Below are 21,965 nucleotides of genomic sequence, written 5' to 3' on the forward strand. Positions count from 1 at the left end.
TGTCCAATATGTTAGCGACAATTAAATGTTTATCCCCGGTTCGCCATTCGTTAATTGTTGTTACAAAAAATCGCGCGCTCTTTTTCGTCAGAGTTAACAACTGTTTTAGTAACTTTTTGAATGTCGATGCTAAAAAATAGCGGTAAAAGCCCAGCGGACAAGGGTTTTCTTTCCACTTGCTGTACAGCCTAATTTCCAAAAACGAGACCAGAATCGTATAGACGATTTTTTAGCGTTTTAATCTTGCATGGAAAACCGTTAATATAAACCCAATTAGCAGTCAGTAGCGTTATCCCTATTCTGGAGACATTTCCTTTGATCAACGTCCTTCTTGTTGATGACCACGAACTGGTGCGCGCAGGGATACGACGCATTCTTGAAGATATAAAGGGTATTAAAGTTGCCGGCGAGGCGTGCTGTGGCGAAGATGCCGTCAAATGGTGTCGCGCTAACTCCGCAGACGTGGTGCTGATGGATATGAACATGCCCGGTATTGGCGGGCTTGAAGCCACGCGCAAAATCGCGCGCATGTTCGTTGATACCAAAGTTATCATGCTGACCGTCCATACCGAAAATCCGCTGCCTGCCAGGGTTATGCAGGCGGGTGCTGCCGGGTATCTCAGTAAAGGCGCCGCGCCGCAGGAAGTTGTCAATGCGATCCGCACCGTACACGCCGGGCAGCGCTACATCGCTTCTGATATTGCTCAACAGATGGCTCTGAGTCAGATTGAACCGGAAAAAACGGAATCTCCGTTTGCCAGTTTGTCTGAGCGCGAATTGCAGATTATGCTGATGATCACTAAAGGTCAGAAGGTGAATGAGATTTCAGAGCAGCTGAACCTCAGCCCGAAAACGGTCAACAGCTATCGCTATCGAATGTTCAGTAAACTGAACATTCACGGTGATGTCGAACTGACTCATCTGGCCATTCGCCATGGTTTGTGCAATGCGGAGTCGTTAATAAGTCAGTGAGTGAAGCGTTCGATTCAAAAGCATTTCTGAAAACCGTCACCAGCCAGCCAGGCGTCTACCGTATGTACGATGCTGGCGGTACGGTTATCTATGTCGGTAAGGCGAAAGATCTGAAGAAACGCCTTTCCAGCTATTTCCGCAGCAACCTTGCCTCCCGTAAAACCGAAGCGCTGGTCGCACTTATACACAACATTGATGTCACCGTAACGCATACGGAAACGGAAGCGCTGCTCCTTGAGCACAACTACATTAAGTTGTATCAGCCGCGCTACAACGTTCTGCTGCGCGATGACAAGTCCTATCCGTTTATCTTTCTGAGCGGCGACACGCACCCGCGGCTGGCGATGCATCGTGGCGCTAAGCATGCGAAAGGTGAATATTTCGGCCCCTTCCCGAACGGTTATGCCGTGCGGGAAACGCTGGCGCTTTTGCAAAAAATCTTTCCCGTTCGCCAGTGCGAAAACAGTGTTTATCGCAACCGTTCGCGGCCATGCCTGCAATATCAGATTGGCCGCTGCCTGGGGCCGTGCGTAGAAGGGCTGGTGAGCGAAGAAGAGTACGCGCAGCAGGTGGAATATGTCCGCCTGTTTTTAGCCGGGAAAGACGATCAGGTGCTGACGCAACTGATTGCCCGTATGGAAAAAGCCAGCGCGGCGCTGGAATTTGAGGAGGCCGCACGCATCCGCGACCAGATCCAGGCGGTGCGCAGGGTGACCGAGAAGCAGTTTGTTTCCAATACGGGCGACGACCTCGATGTTATCGGCGTAGCCTTTGACGCCGGTCTGGCCTGCGTTCATGTGCTGTTTATTCGTCAGGGCAAAGTGCTCGGCAGCCGCAGCTACTTCCCGAAAGTGCCTGGCGGCACTGAGCTGGGTGAAGTGGTGGAGACCTTTGTCGGCCAGTTTTATTTGCAGGGCAGCCAGATGCGTACGCTGCCCTCGGAGATCCTGCTCGACTTCACGCTCGATGATAAAACCCTGCTGGCGGAGTCGCTTTCAGAGCTGGCAGGCCGCCGGGTGAATGTTCAGACGAAACCGCGCGGCGATCGCGCGCGTTATCTGAAGCTGGCGCGAACCAATGCCGCCACGGCGCTGACCACTAAACTGTCCCAGCAGTCGACTGTGAGCCAGCGTTTAACCGCGCTTGCTACGCTGCTTAAGCTGCCGGAAGTGAAACGCATGGAATGCTTCGACATCAGCCATACGATGGGTGAGCAGACCGTGGCGTCGTGTGTGGTCTTTGATGCCAACGGTCCGCTGCGGGCAGAGTATCGTCGCTATAACATCACCGGCATTACGCCTGGTGACGATTATGCCGCCATGAACCAGGTGCTGCGCCGTCGCTATGGTAAAGCGATTGAAGAGAGCAAAATCCCGGACGTTATCCTTATCGACGGCGGGAAAGGGCAGTTGGGGCAGGCGAAGGCGGTATTTGAATCGCTCGACGTGGAGTGGGATAAGAATCATCCGCTGCTGCTGGGGGTAGCGAAAGGGGCAGACCGTAAGGCTGGCCTGGAAACGCTGTTCTTTGAGCCGGAAGGCGAGGGCTTTAGCCTGCCGCCGGATTCCCCTGCGCTGCATGTGATCCAGCATATCCGCGATGAGTCGCACGATCATGCCATCAGTGGGCACCGTAAAAAACGGGCGAAAGTGAAAAATACCAGTACCCTTGAGACGATTGAAGGCGTCGGGCCAAAACGTCGCCAGATGCTGTTGAAGTATATGGGCGGATTGCAAGGATTACTCAACGCCAGTATGGAAGAAATTGCAAAAGTGCCGGGTATTTCGCAAGGGCTGGCAGAAAAGATCTACTACTCGTTGAAACATTGAGGGCTCTGTAGCAACATAGAGCTAAATTTTACTGACAACAGACAGTTACCGTCATCATGCGATTTAATATCCCTACGTTGCTCACTCTCTTTCGCGTTGTGCTCATTCCGTTCTTCGTCCTGGCATTTTACCTGCCGGTCGTCTGGGCGCCTTTTGCCTGTGCGCTTATTTTCCTGATCGCTGCCGTGACGGACTGGTTTGACGGTTATCTGGCGCGTCGCTGGAACCAGAGTACCCGCTTTGGCGCGTTCCTCGATCCGGTTGCCGATAAGGTGATGGTGGCAATCGCGATGGTGCTGGTGGCGGAACATTATCATACCTGGTGGGTGACGCTGCCTGCCGCAACCATGATTGGCCGTGAGATTATTATCTCTGCCCTGCGCGAGTGGATGGCGGAGCTGGGTAAACGCAGCAGCGTGGCGGTGTCCTGGATCGGTAAAGTTAAAACCACCGCACAGATGGCGGCGCTGGTATGGATGCTGTGGCGTCCCAATGCCTGGGTAGAGTGGGCTGGCATTGGTCTGCTGTGGGTTGCGGCGGTGCTGACGCTGTGGTCAATGCTGCAATATTTGAACGCTGCGCGTGGTGATTTGCTTGAACAGTGATCGTTTCGGCTTAATTTTCAGCAAACGATCCTGAGATGCAAAAAATAACGTTGACTCATAACGTCATATCAGTAGAATGCAACGCATCGAACGGCGGCACAGTTAGCCGGACGACAATGAAATCAAGTGGTTAGGAAGTGGTTAAATAGTTACTTGATGACATGCGGGAATAGCTCAGTTGGTAGAGCACGACCTTGCCAAGGTCGGGGTCGCGAGTTCGAGTCTCGTTTCCCGCTCCAGATTAGTGCATCGGCAGTTTGCGGGTGCAGGTCGAAAGACAACAGATTTAAGGCGCGTTAGCAAAGCGGTTATGTAGCGGATTGCAAATCCGTCTAGTCCGGTTCGACTCCGGAACGCGCCTCCACTTTCTTCCCTGGCCGGATGGTGGAATCGGTAGACACAAGGGATTTAAAATCCCTCGGCGTTCGCGCTGTGTGGGTTCAAGTCCCACTCCGGCTACCATGGGAAAAAGCAGAATAATCAAAGCAATGAGCAGTGTCGTGAAACCACCTACGGGTGGTTTTTTTGTGCCTGAAATTCATGTCCTGTGCATATCCTGTGCTCACGGGGGGCAATGAGCTGCAATCTCCAGCCTGGCAATGCCGAATCGAACGTGTCGCCTCCAGCATAGAGAACCAGGTCGCTTTGCCTGTTTTCCGGTACTCTTCCGGGAAGGGGGGCCTGCTGAGCAAGTTGTAATGCTCTAGCCGCCCTTAGTACAAAGTTGCTTAATTCGTGCAATCACCTCATCTCTGTACTTCTGGTGTCCGCGCATAGCCCTTGGATGGGCAATTCTGAAACAGATTGCATTACCTGTTTTGAACTCCCATAGCTTCCCCGGAATGACTGAAGAAGTCTCATAGCCGCCCAGCTCAGTAAGCACCTGTTTTATGATGTAGTCTGTTCTCCGGGCTCCAGATGCAAAGATGATGAAATCAGGCTCAAGGTGTTTAATTTGTACCGCCAGCAGCTTCAGCGAGGCTAATATGACTTCCTGCAATTCATTTTGAGGGCGATTGAGAGGGGTCAGTCCGTCGTAATCCCACGCCAGTAGATTGGCATACACGATTGCCTGGGGAAGAATATTAAGCTCCCGGGCCAGCCTGAAATGATATTGCGTGAAGCGGCTACGTGATTTGAGGTTGGTGGTGCCATCATTTTGTACCGGAAGATGTTTCCTGTAACGATCTACAGCTTCTTCAACCACTTGCCCGATGGTGACGTCAGGTATAAGTCCCAACACCCGTGATATCGTATTCTTACCATTCAGCGTATTCCAGCCTGCGGTTTCTCGTCCAACCAGCATGATTTTTACCGGTGAATGCCAGTATTCTTCAAACGGCACGGGTAAAAAGACGCCTGAGTATTTATCTTCATTCAGGTTAAATGACTGGGCGTCAACTTCCTGTAATATCCGTTTGTACGCGTCTAATAGCCTTTCCATTCTTCAATCCTGCCCCGTAATAAAAACACCTTCAGATATATATTATTTTCATGATATCAATCAGATATATGAGGATAAATATGCAAAAATCCTTCCGATTCACCAATTCATCCATCAAAGCCCTTCCGGCAAACACAGATACCCGATCTACAGAGCTTGAGGTATCTGATACCGAGGTCATTGGCCTCAAATGCCTCTCAGGTCGAACGGGTAACAAACGTTTCCTCCTGCGATACACATTCCACGGTACCAAAAAAAGTATCAGTATTGGCAGATTCCCTGAAATTGATGTGGGGACAGCCCGTCAGATAGCCCGCCGTCACAAGGAGGCGATTGCACTGGGAAATGACCCTAAGGCAGAACGCGATAATTATCGTGCTATGCCAACGCTTAGTGAGTTTTTTCACCAGACCTATGTTCCGTTCATCAAGCGCCATAAAAAGTCCTGGGATAAGGATGTTCAGCGTTTCACGCAATACATTGAACCTCGTCTGGGGAAGATACGTTACTGCGACCTTCGGGCCCGGGAAATCCAGCAGGTGCTTTTCGACATGCTTGAGGGTCGTATTCACGGCCAGCAGTATGCACCGTCTACCTGTAACAGGGCACTGGCTATTCTGAAAACTATGGGGCGTTATGCGCTACGACAGGATGTCCTGGAGAAGAATGAAGCCGATAAGATCCCTTTGCTGAAGGAGAATAATCAGCGGACGCGCTTTTTTGACGCCGATGAGATCAGAAGGATCCTCGACGCTGCGGCACGATACCCCAATAAGGCAGCCGGGGGACTGATAGCCATGCTGCTGTTAACCGGTACACGCAAATCAGAAATGCTGAATGTCATGCACAAACATATTGATCGGGATAACAGGTCGTTATTCATTCCTTATACTAAGAATGGTCGCAGCAGAACTGTGTATCTCAGTGATGTTGCATTATCTATTATTGATTCGATCCCACGGGCTGGCAGCAACCCCTATCTGTTTGCCGTAAAAGATAATGGAAAACCAATATCAGAACCCCGGTGGGCCTATGAAAAAATACTGGCAGAGTGCGGGATAGATAAAAGTGAAGTCTGTTTCCACACTACGCGCCATTCCGTCGCATCATTACTTGTCTCCAGCGGACAGTACAGTCTGTATGACGTTAAAGCCCAGCTTGCGCATGCCAGTATTCAGAGTACGGAGCGCTACGCAAAACTGACACCAGAGCGAATGCGTCAGACCGGGCAGGGTGTTACCGACCTTCTTTTACCCCCCGTAGCTACCAGTAAAGAACAGTGATTTTTGCATCTCTTAAACGTGGAGAATGATTATGCCGTTAAAGTGCCCTAAGTGCGGTAGTCGGAATACAGTCACAGAAACTGCCGGAAATATAGCAAAGGTGACTCGCGATGACCGGTTTCTGACATCGACATCCGGTTATATTAGCCCGGAGCAATTACCAGAATTGCTTAAAGAAATCATCAGGGCGATACAGCGTCTATTTGGATTCCTTGAACAGCGTGAAAGGAATAATGCGCCAGTGCTTATCTGCAAGGATTGTGGATATTATGAAAGAATATAGATGACCACTGAAGGCAATTCCAGATTCTTTACCCTGTCTATGTAATCCCGATACTTAAAACGTATCGGGTTTTTTGTTTATGAGGATTATTCAATGAAATTTATCTCGAACTGGCAAGACCTGCCGTCGCTCCTTCTTTCCGATTCAGTTATGTCTGTTTTGAGAAAAGAACTGATACTTCCATTTGATGATGAACTTTCCGCAATGAATTTTTGGGGCGAGGTGGGTGTAACATTAATGTACATTGAACCCGGTGATGTTCCCGAAGATATTAAACGACACGTACTGGATGTAATTCATCATTTAATTGCAAACCCTGAGTTCGTGGTCCATCTGACAGATGAATATTACTTGATGCTATCAATTACAGAAGATAATGGAAATGGTATTTATCTGCTATTTCATCCGGAATGCCCTTTGAAGGGGATTGACACATTAATGTCTATGGCGGAATCACGTCTGTAAATCATATTAAAATCAGGAGATGAAAATGAGAAAATCAAAGTTAGGGAAAAATAATAATGAACACGAGAAGCAGGAGTTAAATAATGATTTAAGTGATATTGAAAAAGGTATCACTGAAGATGGCCAAATATTACCTGAAGAGAGTTATAAGCTGCTAATTGAATCAGGTCAGGCGGAAAAAATCAGCCCTAAAGCCAGCGGTATTCTGACATGGCAACTGGCTATGTCTGAAACGGATAATGAACTTTACCTGCGTCTCATGGCAAATGGCAGCGGAGGATTGTTCTCTAAGGACTGGATTTCACTTTCTAAAATTGAAAGTGTGCTCGAAGTACAACCAACGACGGGCTTCACATCTGGTGTATTCAGACCGCTGTTTAAAGGGGCTAGTGCCAATAATGCTGGTTTTCTGGCTGCTGTTCTACGCTCGCCAGATATATGCCTGCTGGAGGCGCATCCGGAGAAATTATTTACGCATGTTTTATATGCTGACTGGCGGGTAAGACTGAAAACACTCAGCAAAATTGGTGATCGAGAATAGATCTCGGAGGATTAATTCTTTATCCGTACGTTCATACAACCAGAAACAGCTACTCACCACCATTCATCTTTTTCAGGAATATTCATTATGCAAACCCAGTATGTCTTAAAACAGGCAGGATTATCGCTGCCTGTCACTAAATTATTTCAGCAGCACATCGTTACGCTTCTGGCAGAACAATCTCAGCAAACATCGGTCAGGGCAGTAGTCATTAATTTTCGTGACCCGGACTACAGTGCAGAATCCGGCGGATTTCATCCGGTTGAAATGCGGTTCATCCGCCAGGATAACGAATGGTATTTCGATTATGTCACAGACTTTAGTTACATGGGACGAGTCTATCCGGAGCTGGAAAAGGAAATGGACTTTTGTTGGTCAGGTCAATACGTCTTCCATTATCTGGCTGGGGATATTTCACTGGCGGCAGAGAGGAATGAACTCTGGTCCTTATGGGAGGGTAATTTTATGGATTACCTGTCTATGGGGATTTACCGGGTAACGGTAACTGTGGAAAGTTGTTGACCTGTTATGAACAGGAAGAAAACGGGCATCTTTGTAATCCTCTTCATGCGCAGTACATCGCAGCATGATGATGATACTGGTTGTACCGGACCGTTCGCATAAACATGTGCAGACGCGGGGGATCTCAGATCCCTCGTGGTTTTACCAACATTCCCCCTAAATGACCAATCAGGGGGATGTCTGTTAATCATTACCCCAACGGACGTTTTACACCCTTAAAATTATGTCGATATTACAGTTGGTTAGACGCAATTGTGAGTGAGGGTTCTTAATTTCAAATCCATAAAGGTACGGACTATGCACCGAACACGAGGCGAGAAAATAGCCGAGAGACTGGGATGGATCTTACTTCAGCTTTATACGGGCAATACCCTGTCAGTCGATGACATTTGCCAGCAGTTTTCCGTGTGCCATCGCACAGGGCAGCGTGACTTATTGAGAGTGGAAACCGTAACAGAGGTGATTGCACCCGGCAAAGTGCGACTGGCCCCTCTGATAAGAGAGCGCGTCAGACAGGGTATCTGAGGGTTTTTTATTAATGCCAGATAATACAGACCGGCTGAAAGCAGATATTTTTGGAACCCCCTAAGAACGAGGTATCGAAATATTTTTATCAACCAGGACATAACCTGTCCCTCCCTCATATTACCCTTCGTCTGACATATATATCACACGCATAATTTACCGAGGCTTCATATCATGAAAAAGATTGTTATTACATTTTTTGTTATAGGATTTTCTACCACCTCGTTTGCAGCCAAAATATCGCTTGAAACGGCAGGGCTCTGCTATGAAGCGACCCGACAATCAACAAAAATGGCCATGCTATTAGACCCGGACGCTGCTGAATATAAACATCTCAATAACAATACGAAAGAGTTATTCGGAACGCTGTCGGGGGGCGTGGGAGAAAAGGATTCAAAGAAAATACGGGATGCCTGGAAAACCGTCCTGGATAATGCCGGAATGGAAGGTCGCATGGCTAAATCTGATGGATATCGGGAAATGAACCGATATCCACAGGAGGTGATTATGCAGGAAGCCAATAAATGTGTCCGTCTGGCTCTTAAAGCAGGACTTGTTAAACTCTGAGTCCTTAAGAATAATATCGGGAGCATAAGCTCCCGTATTCTTCAGGCACAATATAATGCCAGTCAGATTTTTCGTTTTTCCAGATGACACTGATAAGATGTTCCACCTTGGTCGGCGATAAACCAGTCTACCGCTTCTCCCGTAAGTCTGTTAATCGAGACATGTGATACACCCCCCCAATTTTTTTTATCTCTTGAACCCTCGATCACATACTCTATTTTTTCATCAGTGATTATGGGATGTACAACCCGGAACCAGGTATCATCCCGTCCTTGTGGTTCGCCATCAATATCAACAATTACGGCTTCAGTAAACCAGGAAGTACTTTTCCCGTTAGCAACACACGTACTACCTGAATTGGCACTTATGTTGAAACAGAGTTTGTTTTGTGACAAATAGGGACTCGGCCAAATACTTGCAGAGTCATCCCCACTTTTGTCTTTAGGGCTGCACGCAATAAGGGATGATTCAGCCAGGGCAGGCAAGCTTACGAGTAGGGATAACGCAAGATATTTAAATTTCATGGGGGGAGATGTCCTTATAGGTGGTTCTGCTTCCAGGTGCAAAGCTAAACCACCATTCTTAGCTTTACAGATATAATTTGAAAACCTTGTGGGATCTTCGGGTTAGGTTGTGTCTCTTAACCTGAGATAACTTACACGGGAGCCATCGCCCCCGCTATGTTTTTATATATTCAGCCGAAAATCCAGTTCCAGGCCTTTTTTAATCCACTGACTACGGCCTTTTTGGCGGCTTTTACGACCACGCGCAAAGGCGCTGGCAGGGTATTATCAATAATATCATCAAGAACGCGATCAACGGTATCACCAAATCCTTCCGTTGCCTCTTCTGTAACTGTACGGGTTTTGTGCTCGTCTCTCACCTGAGACGCAACGCCGCTTTGAGCGTGCTTTGGGAGCGCACGAACCATTGCCTCCACCAAATGGGTCACATTGTATCCCTCACTGGCGGCGACAGCGATCACCGGATGGTCAGTAAACCCAAATCGCTGTGTGATATATGCTTCTTTATCGAGGATATTTTGCATCTGGGATGGAGAAGGCCGGGCGTTGACAACATCCCACTCACGGAATGGCTCAATTTTGTCGACCTGATTAAGCACAAACAGTGTTTTAGCCTCACCGCCAGCAGGGGCCAGCACATTTTTGTAGAAATGTTCATCCGCAGAAAAGGCGCGATCATCGCCTTTAATCACCCAGAGAACCAGATCCAGCTGTGGTAACAGATCACGATAAAGTTGTTCATATTCAGCGTCACGCTCAGCATTTTCGCCCACACCCGGAATATCAATCAACCGCACTGAGCGTTTGCCAAACTGGATGCGCATTTCCTGCGTTTCACGGGTACAGGCGGCGACATCGCTGACTGCACAAATATCACCCTTAAAAATCGCATTACATAAGCTGGACTTCCCGGCTCCGGTCTTTCCCATAATGCCAATGACCGGCTCATAACTGATAACGTCATTGATGCGTCGGGCAATACTGTCCCTGATATTTTCAGGTAATATTTCAAGAGCATCCTTCACAGGATTTCGATTTTTAGTTTCTGTATTATTCATCTTGAGCACCATTCTCCATTCTCGCTTTAATTAAGGCACACTCGTAATAAGAAATAATTACTTTTAGCAAGGCATTCACTTTTTCCAGATCACGGGGTGCCGCGTAACCGACGATCCCTTTTTTCATAGGGCTGAAGCGTTCCTTGCGGGAAAGGTTCATTGCGGCCAGTTGATCATCAATACCGTGCATTAACAAATGACCGTTTTCACCAGCACTGAAGTGATTGCAAATCATCTCGGCATGCCTGAGTAGGTTTTCGGGAACTACATTGAATGGCGCGTCAAGCCAGGCTTTAAGATGCGCATTCTGTTCATTATCATTGGCGTCAAGAAGACCGCTGAGTAAGTCCGTTGCTATGTTTTCGAAAAAATTCTCGAGCGCTTTTTCATCTTTATTCATTAGAGGTATCTCCGGTTGATTCCGTACTTTCATTCTGCTCGTATCGTTTCAGGGCAAGGCGTATGTCTTGCGTAACCTGATTACGAATCGATGCTGGTTTTAGAACTTCAACCTCGGGCATCCAGTATTTGATGAGAGGGATAATTTGGCCGAAGTGAGCCACCCGTGAAATCACGAGCAAATCACCGCTTGCGGAAGTGTGAATAATTTCCTGACCCGGCAACAGCGCGCGGCGCAAGAACCACGGGGCTACACGTGCAGAAACTGACATCAGTACTTCAGTAAGCTCTGCGCCATACCAGATACTTTCCGCATTCTCGATTTGCAGATGAATCTCCGGCGACATGGTAAACGACACGTTACTGGGGAGAACCTTTTTCATGTCTGAAATGACGAAACTCTTCAGCACTCCTCCCTCAATGGCAGCGAGATACCAGATCCCTCTGTCACTGACGAGACGATAGGGTTCAATGGCGCTGTAACTTTTCGCTTTATACATAAAGCTTATTTTTTTGCTGCCGCGAATCGCGTCTGACAATGTATTCAACGTTGACATAAAAACCCCACAATTTTCGTAGGGACGCTGTTTGATCAGAAACGGATTATTTTCGGCATTGCCCAGCAATATGCCTAACAGGCGGTCATCCCAGCGTGGAAATAACCCTTCAATACCCAGAATACGCGTAAAGCGGCGCAAGTCAGTATTGCTGCGCTGTCCCAGAACACCAACGGGAAGATGATATTTCTTACCACTGCGAAGAAGGTTGAGATAAGCCAGCCGCTGCGTAAGATCACGCCGGATGGTCTTATCACAGACATTAAACTCTTCAGCGAGCCCACTCACCGTGACTGATTCACCGTTGTTAAGGCGAGTCAGTATCAATCCAAGGCGATACCCAAGTTTGTCATGCTTATCCATTCAGGCATCCAATCAATTGAAGCTGGAAGGATATTTTCAGCAGGGTGCTGGACAAGATGAGTCCAGGCTGAAGCAGGATTTCTAAAAAATAAAAACCATAAAATTCAGTGATATATTTTCTGTATGGTTTTTGTGGACTCAACCTGTCCATGTTGTGTTGGTTGCGGGAAGCAGCTTTATTACCGGTGCCTCATTACCCCCAAACAGTAAAGCCCACGACAGGGAGAGTGGGCTTAGCAAACAGGTATTCAGCGTGAAGGATTTACAACACTGCCGAGGGCAATGCGAAGCCGGGATATACCAGCTTTATAAGGTCCATCAGGCGATTCATTCGGGCAGTCAGGGAATCAAAGATAATGGGTGGGAGCTTAGCCCGACCTGCATTTTTAACATCACTGGGTGTCACAGAGTAGCCTGCTTCGACCAGCCATGCAGCTATCTCAACACTGGTTTGTCGCTTTCTGTCGTCCGGCGTGAGCCCCCATTGATGTTGAGCCCGGGCCCGCAGGAAAAGGCGAACAAGGACATCATCGCTTCGATTTTGTCCTACTTTTAGTTTCAGTGGGGTAAAAACGTTTCTGCAATAGAGGAAATCACACCAGTCTTCCCAGTCGGCTTCATCTTTCAAAGCATGTGTCTGCCGCCAGTCATCGAATAGCTGGCGTTGCTTAAGTGCCTGTGACATATCATCCCACGGACGGGAATGCATTAACAAATGCCCTTCATTCATAGTGGGTGTTATCAATTGGCGTTTGAAGTCGAATTCCAGGTTTAACCTGATCTCGGACTCAACAGCGACCAGATCGCTTTCATTCAACCACATATCACGGGTTGAAATGAGTGACCCCCTGCGAAGTTTCTGACCCGGAGCCCTGTTCATATAGAGATCTACCATATAACGGTTATAGCCGTCGCGTGGAATATCAGCAGGGGGTTTAACGCCTGCACGTGCGTGGACGATTGGGAAGCCTTCTGATTCCTTATAGGTCAACTGCCCCCGGGTTTTCATGGCGACCAGTTGTCGGACCTGATGTTTACAGGTCAGCATGGACGAGCCCGGATCCGCAATGTCGCATAACGCCTGAAAACGTGAAGATAGCGGACCAGACATATCGATATTCTCGAGAGAGACATCTGTCAGAAAACCATCTGTAGTCACACTGACCACGGTTGCATTCGGCGGAAGTGCATTCATCAACTCGCCCACCACCGCGCGGACAAATCCCGTGACATGTGCAGCAAAAAATGGCTGGGTGACTGACGAAGGCGGCAGAGGGCTGTTCAGCCCACGGGCGGTATCAAATGCAGTCTTTGCGTGAAGACCCTGAGCGAGTTTTCCATACAAAGAATTTCCGATCTCTTTCCAGAATTTCTCCTCCAGAGACCCTTTATCATGGCGATTACGATTTTCGCGAACCTGTTGCACAAAGGGTAAAAACACGGAGCTTGCTGGTTTTGTCGGGGACGAGGCATTATCAGATTTATATTGACGCCATGGGATTATAATACCGTGCTGAATAGCTATTTCCGCACCCAGAGACAGTGCGAGGGCTATTTCCGGGGCGGTCGCCCATGACTCGCCTGTCAAAGGGAAAAACAATCCGTACTGGTCGGTTCTGACAGGCAGACAGGGGTAACGTACTGTGTCGGGGAATCTAAAACTGACCAGCGCAAATCCCATGGTATGTCCGCAAAATTCCTCAGGATTTTGGCTCGTATAAAGATTGTCATAATCGGGTTGCAAAACATCTAACAGGCCTGTGGTGTATGCGCCTGCCAAATCGTAGTCATACCATTGGCTTTCAGGGGTGATGCCCATCATAAAGCACTCATTTCGACCGCCGTGATAGCAGTTTATGGCGAACGTCTCATAGAGTTCCCTTGCGGGTATACTCTGCGTCGATTTTAACGTTCTGAATCCATGAGTATCCGGATTCCAGCACTGTTGCGATATTGTCCGGGTACCCATACAGACTTCAGGAGACTGGCCGCTTTCCTTAATGGTCTTGAGAAACCGGGAAACTGCCATCGCACCAATCGTGGTGGGGACGCGCTCAATCATCAGACTTTCAGTGCAGAACGATTTCACCTGTAAGGCATAGCGCACGGCAATTTCGGCATCACGAACTGCATAAGCTTCGAAACCGCGTCGATCGCCTTTTAAATACTGGCGCATATCGCTGATTGAATAAGGTGCTGGGATGGTGAGTTTCGGCAGGCCAAGTAATTGGCCACATTCCGCCAGCCCCATCCCACCCGGCGTGATCAACAACGTATCGGTGAACGTCACATTGCTGCAACGGGGCGGGCTGGTCCGTTTATCAAACATGATTAGGCTGTTTTTTTCACGACGAGTTTCGACTTCATCAAAATCAATACCGTAGCGGTTTTTAAAACTGCTGACTGTACTGCGAATTCCTTTCAGCAATATTTTGTGATCGCTCCAGAAATCGGCAAACGAGGCAACATCAGCCCGCAGGAAATGAGCATACAGCGTAATCGAACCCGGCCATTCGTTAATCTGCTCATTCTTCAATAGTGGCGTCAGGGTTTTCGCGAGAAAGTTTTTCAGCGACAGGCGATCTTTTTTGTGGGCGCTGGCGGGGTACAGGATTCCGGGAACACCCGTTCCATCAGGCAGCACGACATAGCTCTGATAAGACAGAATGTCGTTTTGCTTTGTATGTGGGTTATAGACATATTCAGTATCAAAGCCGATATCTAGATGTAGCTCGCTGCTGACGTCCAGTCGATTTTTTGACTTTTGAGGTATTAACGGAAAGTTATCAAGTGTTTTAGCTGACCGGGCGACAGGTTGCGTCACTCCCGCCGCATCTGCGAGCAGCGCATTCATGTCAAACATTGGGGCTTCTCTTATTCAGGTGAGCGGTGCCATTACTGGCACCGAGAAGTAAGGGGAAATCAGACGAGGGCTGTACGAATCTCAGCAAACAGTTGTTCTTTTTGTTCTTCGTCTTTCGTTGCTACGAAAGATACGAAGTTATCGTTGACTTTAATGACGACGCCATTCGGGGTCTTTTCTACCATCGGCAAGAGTCGCGAGGAGAGAAGACAATTAGCATGCAACCAACGAAAGCCCATTCCTTCAAATTCGCGACCACCAAGAGTGGTAGCCAGTTCCTGAAATGCCTCATCAAGAGTGTCAGGTTTGGCTGATTCACTGACGAGCGTTCCGCCATAACGGTTAGTGAGCGTCAGGATACCCCGCTCTGCGTTCTGGAACAGGCTGATGCCGTAGACGAACTTAAGTCGGGCAATGCAGTTATTACCCCGGTAGACAGCCTCTTCAGGCAGGTTACTTTCGAAGTTGCGGGCATAGGTGTTAAACGCAGTTTTCGCTGCTTCATCCGTATCAAAAGACTCGGTGTGCAGCAGGCGGCACGCCCGACTAATAAAATTGAGACGGTTTTCAACGAGACTGATGCTGATGACATCAGAGACAGGGATAAGTATGTCGCTGGCGTTAACCAGGTAGTCAAAGCTGAGTATTTTTGAGGTTTTCATTGTTTTTACTCCTTGAAAGTCAAATTAGCGCGAAGTTTGTGTATTTGTGATGTGCTGTTTTTCCCAGGCTTCCACCTCAGCAATGGGAAAACGGATCGCACGTCCCAGCCGGATGAACGGAGGGAGCTTGCTCGGGTTACGGGTCACGTCGCTAGCAATAGAGCTGGGTGAAACGCCCCAGCGGAGAGCAAGCTGTTTGCTATTTATGTACATATCAGGGCTCCTCTGAGCTAAAAGTCGTTAGGGTTTTATCAGTCACTGCCGGGCCCTGCAGTGGTGTGCTCTAACCATACGAGCTGCGCAGTTTGATTACACGCCATAAAACTCACAGCTCATGCTGTCAGATTTGCTTTATTTAAATGTATCAACAACTTGTGATACTACCGCCTGAGAGTCTGCTGCATTATGAAAGGCATACCGGCGGGTGGCCGTGAGTGAATGGTGATTCAGTAAACGGGAGGCCATGGCGATATCGCTGGTTGCCTGTAGCACGCGGGTGGCAAACGTCCGGCGAAGGTCATGCATGCGCAGGTTTTGTACGCGAGCATCCCGACAAATCCGGGTAAAGGTTTCACGCGGATAGCTCAACTGGCGAGTCGTGTCGGTAATGCGCGGGAAAATCCAGGTCGTGCTGAGTGCCAGTTGTGCTTGTCGCTGAATAATAGCCACTGCGGGATTTGCAAGCGGGCAGGTGAATGGGTGCCCTGATTTCGTATCCGGGAGAAGCAACTGCTGAGCATCGGGATGCCAGTATTCCCACTTCAGGGTACAAACTTCACCAATACGCATACCGGTATAGAGTGCGAGCAATATGGCATCAGCAGCGGGCGTATTCAGGGCCTCAGCGGCAGCAATAAATAATGGAATTTCAGTGGCAGAAAGTGTGCGATACCGGACGTTGTTCTCTTTCAGATAACGAACGTGGGTCATCGGAGAATGATTTATCCATTCAGCGCGTACAGCCAGAGAGCATATCTTCGAGAGCAGAGCCAGAAGGCGGTTTATTGTTGCCGGGCTTAATTTCGGTCGTAGGCCAGCGGCGAATTTTTCGATTTCCCCTGGGGTGATATGACAGAGGCGACGCTTCCCCCAGAAGGGTCGGATATGGCGATTGAGCTTCGATAGCTCAGACTGGGGACTTTTCTTATATAACTGCATATCAGGAATCCACAACTCGTTGATAGCCTGTTCGACGGTATGACGGCGGGACTGTATGGCCAGGCGTTTTTTATTACCAAGCCGAATCATAGTGTTCAGACGGGCATCTTCAATATCGAGATGTGGGAACGTCCCAAGCGTTTCATAAATACGCTGATTGTTGATGGTCGCCCGAAACGCGAGCGTGATTTGATTGGGATAGACCAGCGCCCTCAGATGGGGGCAGTGAATATCGCGGTATTCCTGGCAGCCAGTCGTCGGATGCGGCAGTTGCTGAAGTGATTTGGTGCTGAAACGCAGGTCAATAATGGACATCGTAGTTCTCCTGTGAATGTGTATCAGGAAAAATACGATGTCAGATGAGCTAATAGCGAGTTGTCATTTTCACAGTTCATCATTTCAATTTAGAACTGTATTTTTTATCTACAGATGAACTTTCTCTGCGGGTCGTGACTCTATGAGTTCATTTAGTCTGAGCAAGTGATAGTAATCGGGTGACATATTCATTTTTGCTGAGGCGACCCACATCGTTAATCTTTGAAGGTAGTCCCAGAGCTGTCGATTTTAGATCTAATAATCCTTTAACGGTTTTACTTTTACCTTCAAGAAAAAGGATGATTTCTTTGGCTGTGGGTTTCCATTCTGGGAAGATAAGCAGTGCAATGTAAATATATGTTTTGTATAAAATCTGGTTTATGTTTTTTTGGATCCCTGTCAGGTTTTCTTTGTTTCTGGGGATGGTTTCATCAATAACAAATCGGTCGGGACTAGTTAATGTAATTGCAGTGTCTTTTTCATTAATAAAGTGTTGCATGACCTCATGGGGTAACATTGCAAGAGTAATCAATTGAAACATGGCGGGGTGGTTGAGGCAATTATCTTTAATAAGCCCGGAGTTTTTCATCTTATCTAATATTTGCAATAGAAAGTGAAAATAAAATTCATCACAAAATCTTGCAAAAAAAAGGAGGGCAGCATCCTGGGCTTCCAGATTTGAAATTTTCGGGAGTGAATTAGTGAAATCGGAGGATTTGATATAGGTTATGATTTTTCTGTGGGAAATTTTGAGTGCTTTGTTATGAATGTGCATCGAAAACTTACCATTCCAGATGTAGGGTTTGTTACTTTGATACGTTTTTTCATCTACAAGTGTATCAAGAATATTTAGTAATGTGAAAATCGGATGTGTCGGATCGTTGGGTGCCTTATTCAGTAAGCTCTTCAAAAATGCATCGATTTCCTTTAAAGTTTTATCAGGGATTTTATTTTGTTTATTCGAATTATGGCCGTAGATATTAATGGCCAGCACTTTGAATTCCTCACGTTGCAGTACACACCATTTCTCAAGGTAATCAGTATACTGAAAAAAATTAATATAATTGGACAATAATGCGGAGGGCGCGAAAATCTCGATAGCGGCTAATGAGGGGCGCATCTTACGTGTTCCATCCGGTTGTTCTTGTGTCATCAGGTGTAGCAAATCATCCTCAGTGAATATTTCGGATAATTTATCAATGTCTTTCTGATATTTAGCGAGAAGGTCAGCGTTTTTTTGTTCTCGTTTAGGCGGCTTAGGATAGTTTTCAAACATAATGTGCCTCGTTTATTTAGGTCAGAAACCCTTTTTCTGATGGAGGTTTGCAAGGTAGTGCTGTGATTACAAGAGCATGAGTAGGTTATTTACCCCAACGGCAGTTTTACACCATAGCTTACATCGAGTCTATCCTGCTAATATCATTATAATTTATTAACTTGCAAACATGAGGGGATCAGCAAGTCATCTGTCGGTATCAGGTGGACAATCCCCCTAAAGATACTGTGATTCAGGTGTGTCCAGGGGCGTTTCTTGAGGTATCATTTACCACAATTTTTTACGATGCAAAGTTTTGCATCGCTAGCTTTTCTTCAGACCAGGATGATTCATGAACGACAAAATCAGTCAGGACACGATCAACAAAGCCCTGTGGGCCGCGTGCGATACGTTCCGTGGCACCATCAGTGCTGACACCTATAAAGACTTTATCCTTACAATGCTGTTCCTTAAGTACATTTCGGATGTCTGGCAGGACCACTATGACGATTACAAAAAACAGTACGGTGATGCGCCGGAACTGATTGAAGCGATGATGGCTAACGAGCGTTTTGTGCTGCCGAAAAGCGCCAGCTTTTATGCTCTTTACGAGCGTCGCCATGAGCCGGGCAACGGCGAGCGTATTGATCAGGCACTACACGCTATTGAAGAAGCCAACGGCACCAAACTGAAAGATGCCGGGAAAAGCGTGTTCCAGGATATTTCGTTTAACACTGACCGTCTGGGTGAAGAAAAACAGAAGAACACCATCCTGCGTCAGCTACTGGAAGACTTCGCCGGTGAAGATCTCAACCTGAAGCCGAGCCGTGTAGGTACGCTGGACGTTATCGGTAATGCCTATGAATATCTGATTAAAAACTTTGCCGCCAGCGGCGGGCAGAAAGCCGGGGAATTCTATACCCCACCAGAAGTTTCAGACCTGATTGCAGAACTGCTCGATCCGCAACCGGGTGATACCATCTGCGATCCAGCCTGTGGTTCCGGTTCATTATTGATGAAGTGTGGGCGTAAAATTGTCTCCGGGCATGATAGTCGTAACTATGCATTGTTCGGTCAGGAAGCGATCGGTTCTACGTGGTCGCTGGCGAAAATGAATATGTTCCTGCACGGGGAAGACAACCATAAAATCGAGTGGGGCGATACCATTCGTAACCCGAAGCTGCTCGATAAAAATGGCGACCTGATGCTGTTTGATATCGTGACCGCTAACCCACCGTTCAGCCTCGATAAGTGGGGCCATGACGAGGCCGAGAACGATAAGTTTGGCCGTTTTCGTCGCGGTGTACCGCCGAAGACTAAAGGAGATTACGCTTTTATCTCGCATATGATCGAAACCCTGAAACCGGGAACTGGCCGTATGGGCGTAGTTGTGCCACACGGTGTGCTTTTCCGTGGCTCCAGCGAAGGTAAAATTCGCCAGAAACTGATCGACGAAAATTTGCTGGATGCGGTAATTGGTCTGCCGGAAAAACTGTTCTACGGTACGGGGATTCCGGCTGCGATTCTGATTTTCAAAAAGCAGAAAGTTGATGACAAGGTGCTGTTTATCGATGCCAGCCGTGAATTCAAGGCAGGTAAAAACCAGAACCAGCTCAGCGCAGAAAACATCGAGAAAATCGTCAAGACCTACCGTGATGGCGATAACGTCGAGAAATACGCCTATCTTGCCAGCCTGAAAGAGATTCAGGACAACGACTATAACCTGAATATTCCGCGCTATGTTGATACCTTTGAGGAAGAGGAAGAGGTCGATTTGCTGGCCGTGCGTAAAGCGCGAGAGCAACTGAAGGTGGAACTGGCGAAACTGGAAACGGAGATGGCAGGTTATTTGAAGGAGTTAGGTTATGGTGCCTAAAGGTTGGATGCTTAAACAGTTGTCGGATATTGTAAAAGAAAAAATATCTTATGGAATTGTTCAGGCGGGACCACATATTCCTAATGGAATACCTTATATAAAAAGCTCTGACATTAGAGGGGCTATTGATCCTGCGTCACTGCAGAGGACAGCGCCTGAAATACATTATAAGTACAGACGTTCAGCTGTGCACCCTGGGGATATTATATTCTCCTTGAGAGGCAACATTGGCGAGACAGCCATAGTGCCTTCTAATTTATTAGAAGCGAATTTAACGCAAGGTACAGCACGGATATCAGTATCTGGTGATCAATGTAATGAGTTTTACCATCAACAATTTGCGATGGATAAATTACGTAATTATATTAATTCCTTGAGCAAAGGGAGTACATTTAAGGAAATTTCACTAGAAGAGCTACGTAAAGTTAAAGTTCTGTGTGCCCCCCTTCCTGAACAAAAGAAAATTGCTCAAATCCTGTCCACCTGGGATAAGGCAATTACGGTGACGGAAAAGCTTCTCGTCAACAGCCAGCAGCAGAAAAAAGCCCTGATGCAGCAATTGCTTACCGGGAAGAAACGCCTGCTGGATGAGAATGGGGAGAGGTTTAGTGGGGAGTGGAAGAGAGTAAAACTGGGTGCGATAGCCGATATGAACAGTGGAGGTACTCCGAAATCAACGGTTGAAGAGTATTATGGCGGGAATATCCCATGGGTATCTATTTCTGATATGACATCTAATGGAAAGTGGATTGCTACAACTGAAAAATATCTGACTGAATTAGGATTGAACAGTTCATCCGCAAGAATATATCCAAAAAACTCGGTTCTTTATGCTATGTATGCTTCTATAGGTGAATGCAGCATTGCTGCTGTAAATTTAACATCTTCGCAGGCAATCTTGGGTATTAGACCAAAAGATTGTTTAAATTATGAGTTTTTATATTTCTATCTTACATCATTAAAAGAAAAAATAAAACTACAAGGCCAGCAAGGTACACAGTCCAACCTAAACGCCGGAATGGTTAAAGAGTTTGAACTAGACTTACCCAGTATAAGAGAACAACAAAAAATCGCCGCCGTCCTGTCCGTCGCCGATGCCGAAATCTCCACGCTGGAGAAAAAACTCGCCTGCCTGAGAGATGAGAAAAAAGCCCTGATGCAACAGCTACTGACTGGCAAACGTCGTGTTAAGGTCGATGAGGCGGTTGCCGAATGAAACTGACGAAAAGCGGGCCGCTGATTGACCGGGAAATCGACTGGCTGGAAGAGGTGTTGCTGAAATACGGCAATGATGACTCTGTACTCTGTTTCTCTGAGCTGGATGGCTTCCTGACGGCGGTTGTCTCTGGCCCGAATACGATTTCCCCTAATACCTGGCTCAGTGCTATCTGGGGGCGAGGTGATTACCACCCTCGCTGGACCACCGAAAAAGAGATGACGCGTTTTGTGGGGCTGTGTTTTCAGCATATGAACGATATCGCTGGCTGCCTGTATGAGGCCCCTGAACAGTTTGAACCGATTTTCAATGAGCGTGAGGTAAAGGGGGAAAAATATACCATTGTGGAAGAGTGGTGTTTTGGTTATATGAAAGGAAAGTCACTGGATTACTGGTCTGGTCTTCCCGGTGAGTTACGGCCTTCTCTGGAAGTGATCGCTCTTCATGGCGTGGAGAAGAATTTTCCTGTACTTGAGAAAATGACCGGAGAGCAGTTTGAGAAAAGTATTTCCCTTATTCAGCCTGCTGCACTGGCACTTTATCAGTACTGGTTGTCAGTGAGAATGTCAGAGGCATCATCCCGGCCTGTTCCAGTGAAGGGGGCAGAAAACATGCCCGGGCGAAATGACCCGTGTCCGTGTGGCAGCGGTAAAAAATTTAAGAAGTGCTGTCTGCATTGATGA

Annotated in this window: 21 protein-coding genes and 3 tRNA genes; 14 read left to right on the top strand and 10 right to left on the bottom strand. The window is 47.5% G+C overall.

The window, feature by feature from the left end; genetic code table 11:
* Nucleotides 1–315 precede the first annotated feature (315 nt).
* The 6 genes from uvrY to ACOTW6_RS10855 all read left to right on the top strand — a co-directional run bounded on the left by uvrY (nucleotide 316) and on the right by ACOTW6_RS10855 (nucleotide 3,868).
* A complete protein-coding gene (gene uvrY, locus ACOTW6_RS10830) occupies nucleotides 316–972 on the top strand; it encodes a UvrY/SirA/GacA family response regulator transcription factor (RefSeq protein ID WP_017384478.1) in 657 nt (218 codons plus the stop codon).
* Nucleotides 969–2,801, top strand: coding sequence for an excinuclease ABC subunit UvrC (uvrC, locus tag ACOTW6_RS10835; protein ID WP_017384477.1), 1,833 nt, complete (start codon nucleotides 969–971; stop codon nucleotides 2,799–2,801). Before uvrY ends, uvrC begins: the two co-directional genes overlap by 4 nt.
* Nucleotides 2,802–2,857: 56 nt before the next feature.
* Entirely contained in the window at nucleotides 2,858–3,406 is a 549-nt protein-coding gene (gene pgsA, locus ACOTW6_RS10840) for a CDP-diacylglycerol--glycerol-3-phosphate 3-phosphatidyltransferase (protein WP_003859652.1), read from the top strand.
* A gap of 163 nt (nucleotides 3,407–3,569) precedes the next feature.
* Nucleotides 3,570–3,645, top strand: a tRNA-Gly gene (locus ACOTW6_RS10845).
* 51 nt (nucleotides 3,646–3,696) lie between these two features.
* Nucleotides 3,697–3,770, top strand: a tRNA-Cys gene (locus ACOTW6_RS10850).
* Between the two features lie 11 nt (nucleotides 3,771–3,781).
* Nucleotides 3,782–3,868, top strand: a tRNA-Leu gene (locus ACOTW6_RS10855).
* Nucleotides 3,869–4,109: 241 nt separating this feature from the next.
* Here the strand turns inward: ACOTW6_RS10855 and ACOTW6_RS10860 are convergent.
* Nucleotides 4,110–4,850, bottom strand: a complete 741-nt coding sequence (locus tag ACOTW6_RS10860; RefSeq protein WP_252007484.1) for a hypothetical protein — start codon at nucleotides 4,848–4,850, stop codon at nucleotides 4,110–4,112.
* An 80-nt stretch (nucleotides 4,851–4,930) separates the two neighbouring features.
* On the opposite strand from ACOTW6_RS10860, the gene ACOTW6_RS10865 reads away from it, so the two are divergent.
* The 5 genes from ACOTW6_RS10865 to ACOTW6_RS10885 all read left to right on the top strand — a co-directional run bounded on the left by ACOTW6_RS10865 (nucleotide 4,931) and on the right by ACOTW6_RS10885 (nucleotide 9,036).
* Nucleotides 4,931–6,133 carry a site-specific integrase gene (locus tag ACOTW6_RS10865; protein ID WP_001721489.1) on the top strand — a complete coding sequence of 401 codons (1,203 nt, stop codon included), beginning with the start codon at nucleotides 4,931–4,933 and terminating at the stop codon, nucleotides 6,131–6,133.
* A 376-nt stretch (nucleotides 6,134–6,509) separates the two neighbouring features.
* The gene (locus ACOTW6_RS10870; protein WP_421766247.1) at nucleotides 6,510–6,881 is read left to right on the top strand and encodes a hypothetical protein; all 372 of its coding nucleotides are present in this window, start codon (nucleotides 6,510–6,512) and stop codon (nucleotides 6,879–6,881) included.
* A gap of 25 nt (nucleotides 6,882–6,906) precedes the next feature.
* Nucleotides 6,907–7,422 (top strand): hypothetical protein, encoded by a 516-nt coding sequence (locus tag ACOTW6_RS10875; RefSeq protein ID WP_038416315.1) that lies wholly within the window; start codon nucleotides 6,907–6,909, stop codon nucleotides 7,420–7,422.
* An 87-nt stretch (nucleotides 7,423–7,509) separates the two neighbouring features.
* Complete coding sequence (locus ACOTW6_RS10880; RefSeq protein WP_021536921.1) at nucleotides 7,510–7,944, top strand: DUF2787 family protein; 435 nt, start codon at nucleotides 7,510–7,512, stop codon at nucleotides 7,942–7,944.
* A 699-nt stretch (nucleotides 7,945–8,643) separates the two neighbouring features.
* Entirely contained in the window at nucleotides 8,644–9,036 is a 393-nt protein-coding gene (locus ACOTW6_RS10885) for a hypothetical protein (RefSeq protein WP_021536923.1), read from the top strand.
* Nucleotides 9,037–9,098: 62 nt separating this feature from the next.
* Here ACOTW6_RS10885 and ACOTW6_RS10890 read toward each other — a convergent pair whose 3' ends face one another.
* The 9 genes from ACOTW6_RS10890 to ACOTW6_RS10930 form a co-directional block, all read right to left on the bottom strand.
* A complete protein-coding gene (locus ACOTW6_RS10890) occupies nucleotides 9,099–9,560 on the bottom strand; it encodes a hypothetical protein (RefSeq protein WP_021536924.1) in 462 nt (153 codons plus the stop codon).
* A gap of 170 nt (nucleotides 9,561–9,730) precedes the next feature.
* Nucleotides 9,731–10,618, bottom strand: coding sequence for a GTPase family protein (locus ACOTW6_RS10895; RefSeq protein WP_063160729.1), 888 nt, complete (start codon nucleotides 10,616–10,618; stop codon nucleotides 9,731–9,733).
* Nucleotides 10,611–11,018 carry a hypothetical protein gene (locus ACOTW6_RS10900; protein ID WP_021536926.1) on the bottom strand — a complete coding sequence of 136 codons (408 nt, stop codon included), beginning with the start codon at nucleotides 11,016–11,018 and terminating at the stop codon, nucleotides 10,611–10,613. The genes ACOTW6_RS10895 and ACOTW6_RS10900 overlap by 8 nt, the downstream gene beginning before the upstream one ends.
* On the bottom strand, nucleotides 11,011–11,937 hold the full coding sequence (locus tag ACOTW6_RS10905) for a helix-turn-helix transcriptional regulator (RefSeq protein WP_049042961.1): 927 nt from the start codon (nucleotides 11,935–11,937) through the stop codon (nucleotides 11,011–11,013). The genes ACOTW6_RS10900 and ACOTW6_RS10905 overlap by 8 nt, the downstream gene beginning before the upstream one ends.
* A 262-nt stretch (nucleotides 11,938–12,199) precedes the next feature.
* Nucleotides 12,200–14,800, bottom strand: coding sequence for a hypothetical protein (locus tag ACOTW6_RS10910; protein WP_421766248.1), 2,601 nt, complete (start codon nucleotides 14,798–14,800; stop codon nucleotides 12,200–12,202).
* A 59-nt stretch (nucleotides 14,801–14,859) separates the two neighbouring features.
* Nucleotides 14,860–15,462 carry a hypothetical protein gene (locus ACOTW6_RS10915; RefSeq protein ID WP_214575101.1) on the bottom strand — a complete coding sequence of 201 codons (603 nt, stop codon included), beginning with the start codon at nucleotides 15,460–15,462 and terminating at the stop codon, nucleotides 14,860–14,862.
* A gap of 24 nt (nucleotides 15,463–15,486) precedes the next feature.
* Entirely contained in the window at nucleotides 15,487–15,675 is a 189-nt protein-coding gene (locus ACOTW6_RS10920) for a helix-turn-helix transcriptional regulator (protein WP_049017471.1), read from the bottom strand.
* Nucleotides 15,676–15,813: 138 nt separating this feature from the next.
* Nucleotides 15,814–16,935: a tyrosine-type recombinase/integrase gene (locus tag ACOTW6_RS10925; protein WP_049017472.1), complete on the bottom strand. Its 1,122-nt coding sequence runs from the start codon at nucleotides 16,933–16,935 to the stop codon at nucleotides 15,814–15,816.
* Between the two features lie 148 nt (nucleotides 16,936–17,083).
* The gene (locus ACOTW6_RS10930; RefSeq protein WP_089529615.1) at nucleotides 17,084–18,211 is read right to left on the bottom strand and encodes a hypothetical protein; all 1,128 of its coding nucleotides are present in this window, start codon (nucleotides 18,209–18,211) and stop codon (nucleotides 17,084–17,086) included.
* Between the two features lie 331 nt (nucleotides 18,212–18,542).
* On the opposite strand from ACOTW6_RS10930, the gene ACOTW6_RS10935 reads away from it, so the two are divergent.
* The 3 genes from ACOTW6_RS10935 to ACOTW6_RS10945 are packed head-to-tail and all read left to right on the top strand — an operon-like array spanning nucleotide 18,543 to nucleotide 21,962.
* Nucleotides 18,543–20,066: a type I restriction-modification system subunit M gene (locus ACOTW6_RS10935; RefSeq protein WP_023293989.1), complete on the top strand. Its 1,524-nt coding sequence runs from the start codon at nucleotides 18,543–18,545 to the stop codon at nucleotides 20,064–20,066.
* Nucleotides 20,056–21,282: a restriction endonuclease subunit S gene (locus tag ACOTW6_RS10940; RefSeq protein WP_271447403.1), complete on the top strand. Its 1,227-nt coding sequence runs from the start codon at nucleotides 20,056–20,058 to the stop codon at nucleotides 21,280–21,282. The genes ACOTW6_RS10935 and ACOTW6_RS10940 overlap by 11 nt, the downstream gene beginning before the upstream one ends.
* The gene (locus ACOTW6_RS10945) at nucleotides 21,279–21,962 is read left to right on the top strand and encodes a YecA family protein (protein ID WP_421766249.1); all 684 of its coding nucleotides are present in this window, start codon (nucleotides 21,279–21,281) and stop codon (nucleotides 21,960–21,962) included. The genes ACOTW6_RS10940 and ACOTW6_RS10945 overlap by 4 nt, the downstream gene beginning before the upstream one ends.
* Nucleotides 21,963–21,965: the final 3 nt, after the last annotated feature.

The organism is Enterobacter cloacae complex sp. IR5403 (assembly GCF_049238705.1).
GTDB classification, from domain to species: Bacteria; Pseudomonadota; Gammaproteobacteria; order Enterobacterales; family Enterobacteriaceae; genus Enterobacter; species Enterobacter hormaechei_C.

What these genes read in the sequence shown, in the direction of transcription:
- ACOTW6_RS10885 (WP_021536923.1), top strand. Translation starts at nt 8,644, where the DNA reads ATGAAAAAGATTGTTATTACATTTTTTGTTATAGGATTTTCTACCACC.
- ACOTW6_RS10880 (WP_021536921.1), top strand. Translation starts at nt 7,510, where the DNA reads ATGCAAACCCAGTATGTCTTAAAACAGGCAGGATTATCGCTGCCTGTC.
- ACOTW6_RS10935 (WP_023293989.1), top strand. Translation starts at nt 18,543, where the DNA reads ATGAACGACAAAATCAGTCAGGACACGATCAACAAAGCCCTGTGGGCC.
- ACOTW6_RS10930 (WP_089529615.1), bottom strand. Translation starts at nt 18,211, where the DNA reads ATGTTTGAAAACTATCCTAAGCCGCCTAAACGAGAACAAAAAAACGCT.
- pgsA (WP_003859652.1), top strand. Translation starts at nt 2,858, where the DNA reads ATGCGATTTAATATCCCTACGTTGCTCACTCTCTTTCGCGTTGTGCTC.
- ACOTW6_RS10900 (WP_021536926.1), bottom strand. Translation starts at nt 11,018, where the DNA reads ATGAATAAAGATGAAAAAGCGCTCGAGAATTTTTTCGAAAACATAGCA.
- ACOTW6_RS10860 (WP_252007484.1), bottom strand. Translation starts at nt 4,850, where the DNA reads ATGGAAAGGCTATTAGACGCGTACAAACGGATATTACAGGAAGTTGAC.
- ACOTW6_RS10875 (WP_038416315.1), top strand. Translation starts at nt 6,907, where the DNA reads ATGAGAAAATCAAAGTTAGGGAAAAATAATAATGAACACGAGAAGCAG.
- ACOTW6_RS10865 (WP_001721489.1), top strand. Translation starts at nt 4,931, where the DNA reads ATGCAAAAATCCTTCCGATTCACCAATTCATCCATCAAAGCCCTTCCG.
- ACOTW6_RS10915 (WP_214575101.1), bottom strand. Translation starts at nt 15,462, where the DNA reads ATGAAAACCTCAAAAATACTCAGCTTTGACTACCTGGTTAACGCCAGC.
- ACOTW6_RS10895 (WP_063160729.1), bottom strand. Translation starts at nt 10,618, where the DNA reads ATGAATAATACAGAAACTAAAAATCGAAATCCTGTGAAGGATGCTCTT.
- ACOTW6_RS10905 (WP_049042961.1), bottom strand. Translation starts at nt 11,937, where the DNA reads ATGGATAAGCATGACAAACTTGGGTATCGCCTTGGATTGATACTGACT.
- ACOTW6_RS10940 (WP_271447403.1), top strand. Translation starts at nt 20,056, where the DNA reads ATGGTGCCTAAAGGTTGGATGCTTAAACAGTTGTCGGATATTGTAAAA.
- ACOTW6_RS10890 (WP_021536924.1), bottom strand. Translation starts at nt 9,560, where the DNA reads ATGAAATTTAAATATCTTGCGTTATCCCTACTCGTAAGCTTGCCTGCC.
- ACOTW6_RS10920 (WP_049017471.1), bottom strand. Translation starts at nt 15,675, where the DNA reads ATGTACATAAATAGCAAACAGCTTGCTCTCCGCTGGGGCGTTTCACCC.
- ACOTW6_RS10910 (WP_421766248.1), bottom strand. Translation starts at nt 14,800, where the DNA reads ATGTTTGACATGAATGCGCTGCTCGCAGATGCGGCGGGAGTGACGCAA.
- ACOTW6_RS10945 (WP_421766249.1), top strand. Translation starts at nt 21,279, where the DNA reads ATGAAACTGACGAAAAGCGGGCCGCTGATTGACCGGGAAATCGACTGG.
- ACOTW6_RS10870 (WP_421766247.1), top strand. Translation starts at nt 6,510, where the DNA reads ATGAAATTTATCTCGAACTGGCAAGACCTGCCGTCGCTCCTTCTTTCC.
- ACOTW6_RS10925 (WP_049017472.1), bottom strand. Translation starts at nt 16,935, where the DNA reads ATGTCCATTATTGACCTGCGTTTCAGCACCAAATCACTTCAGCAACTG.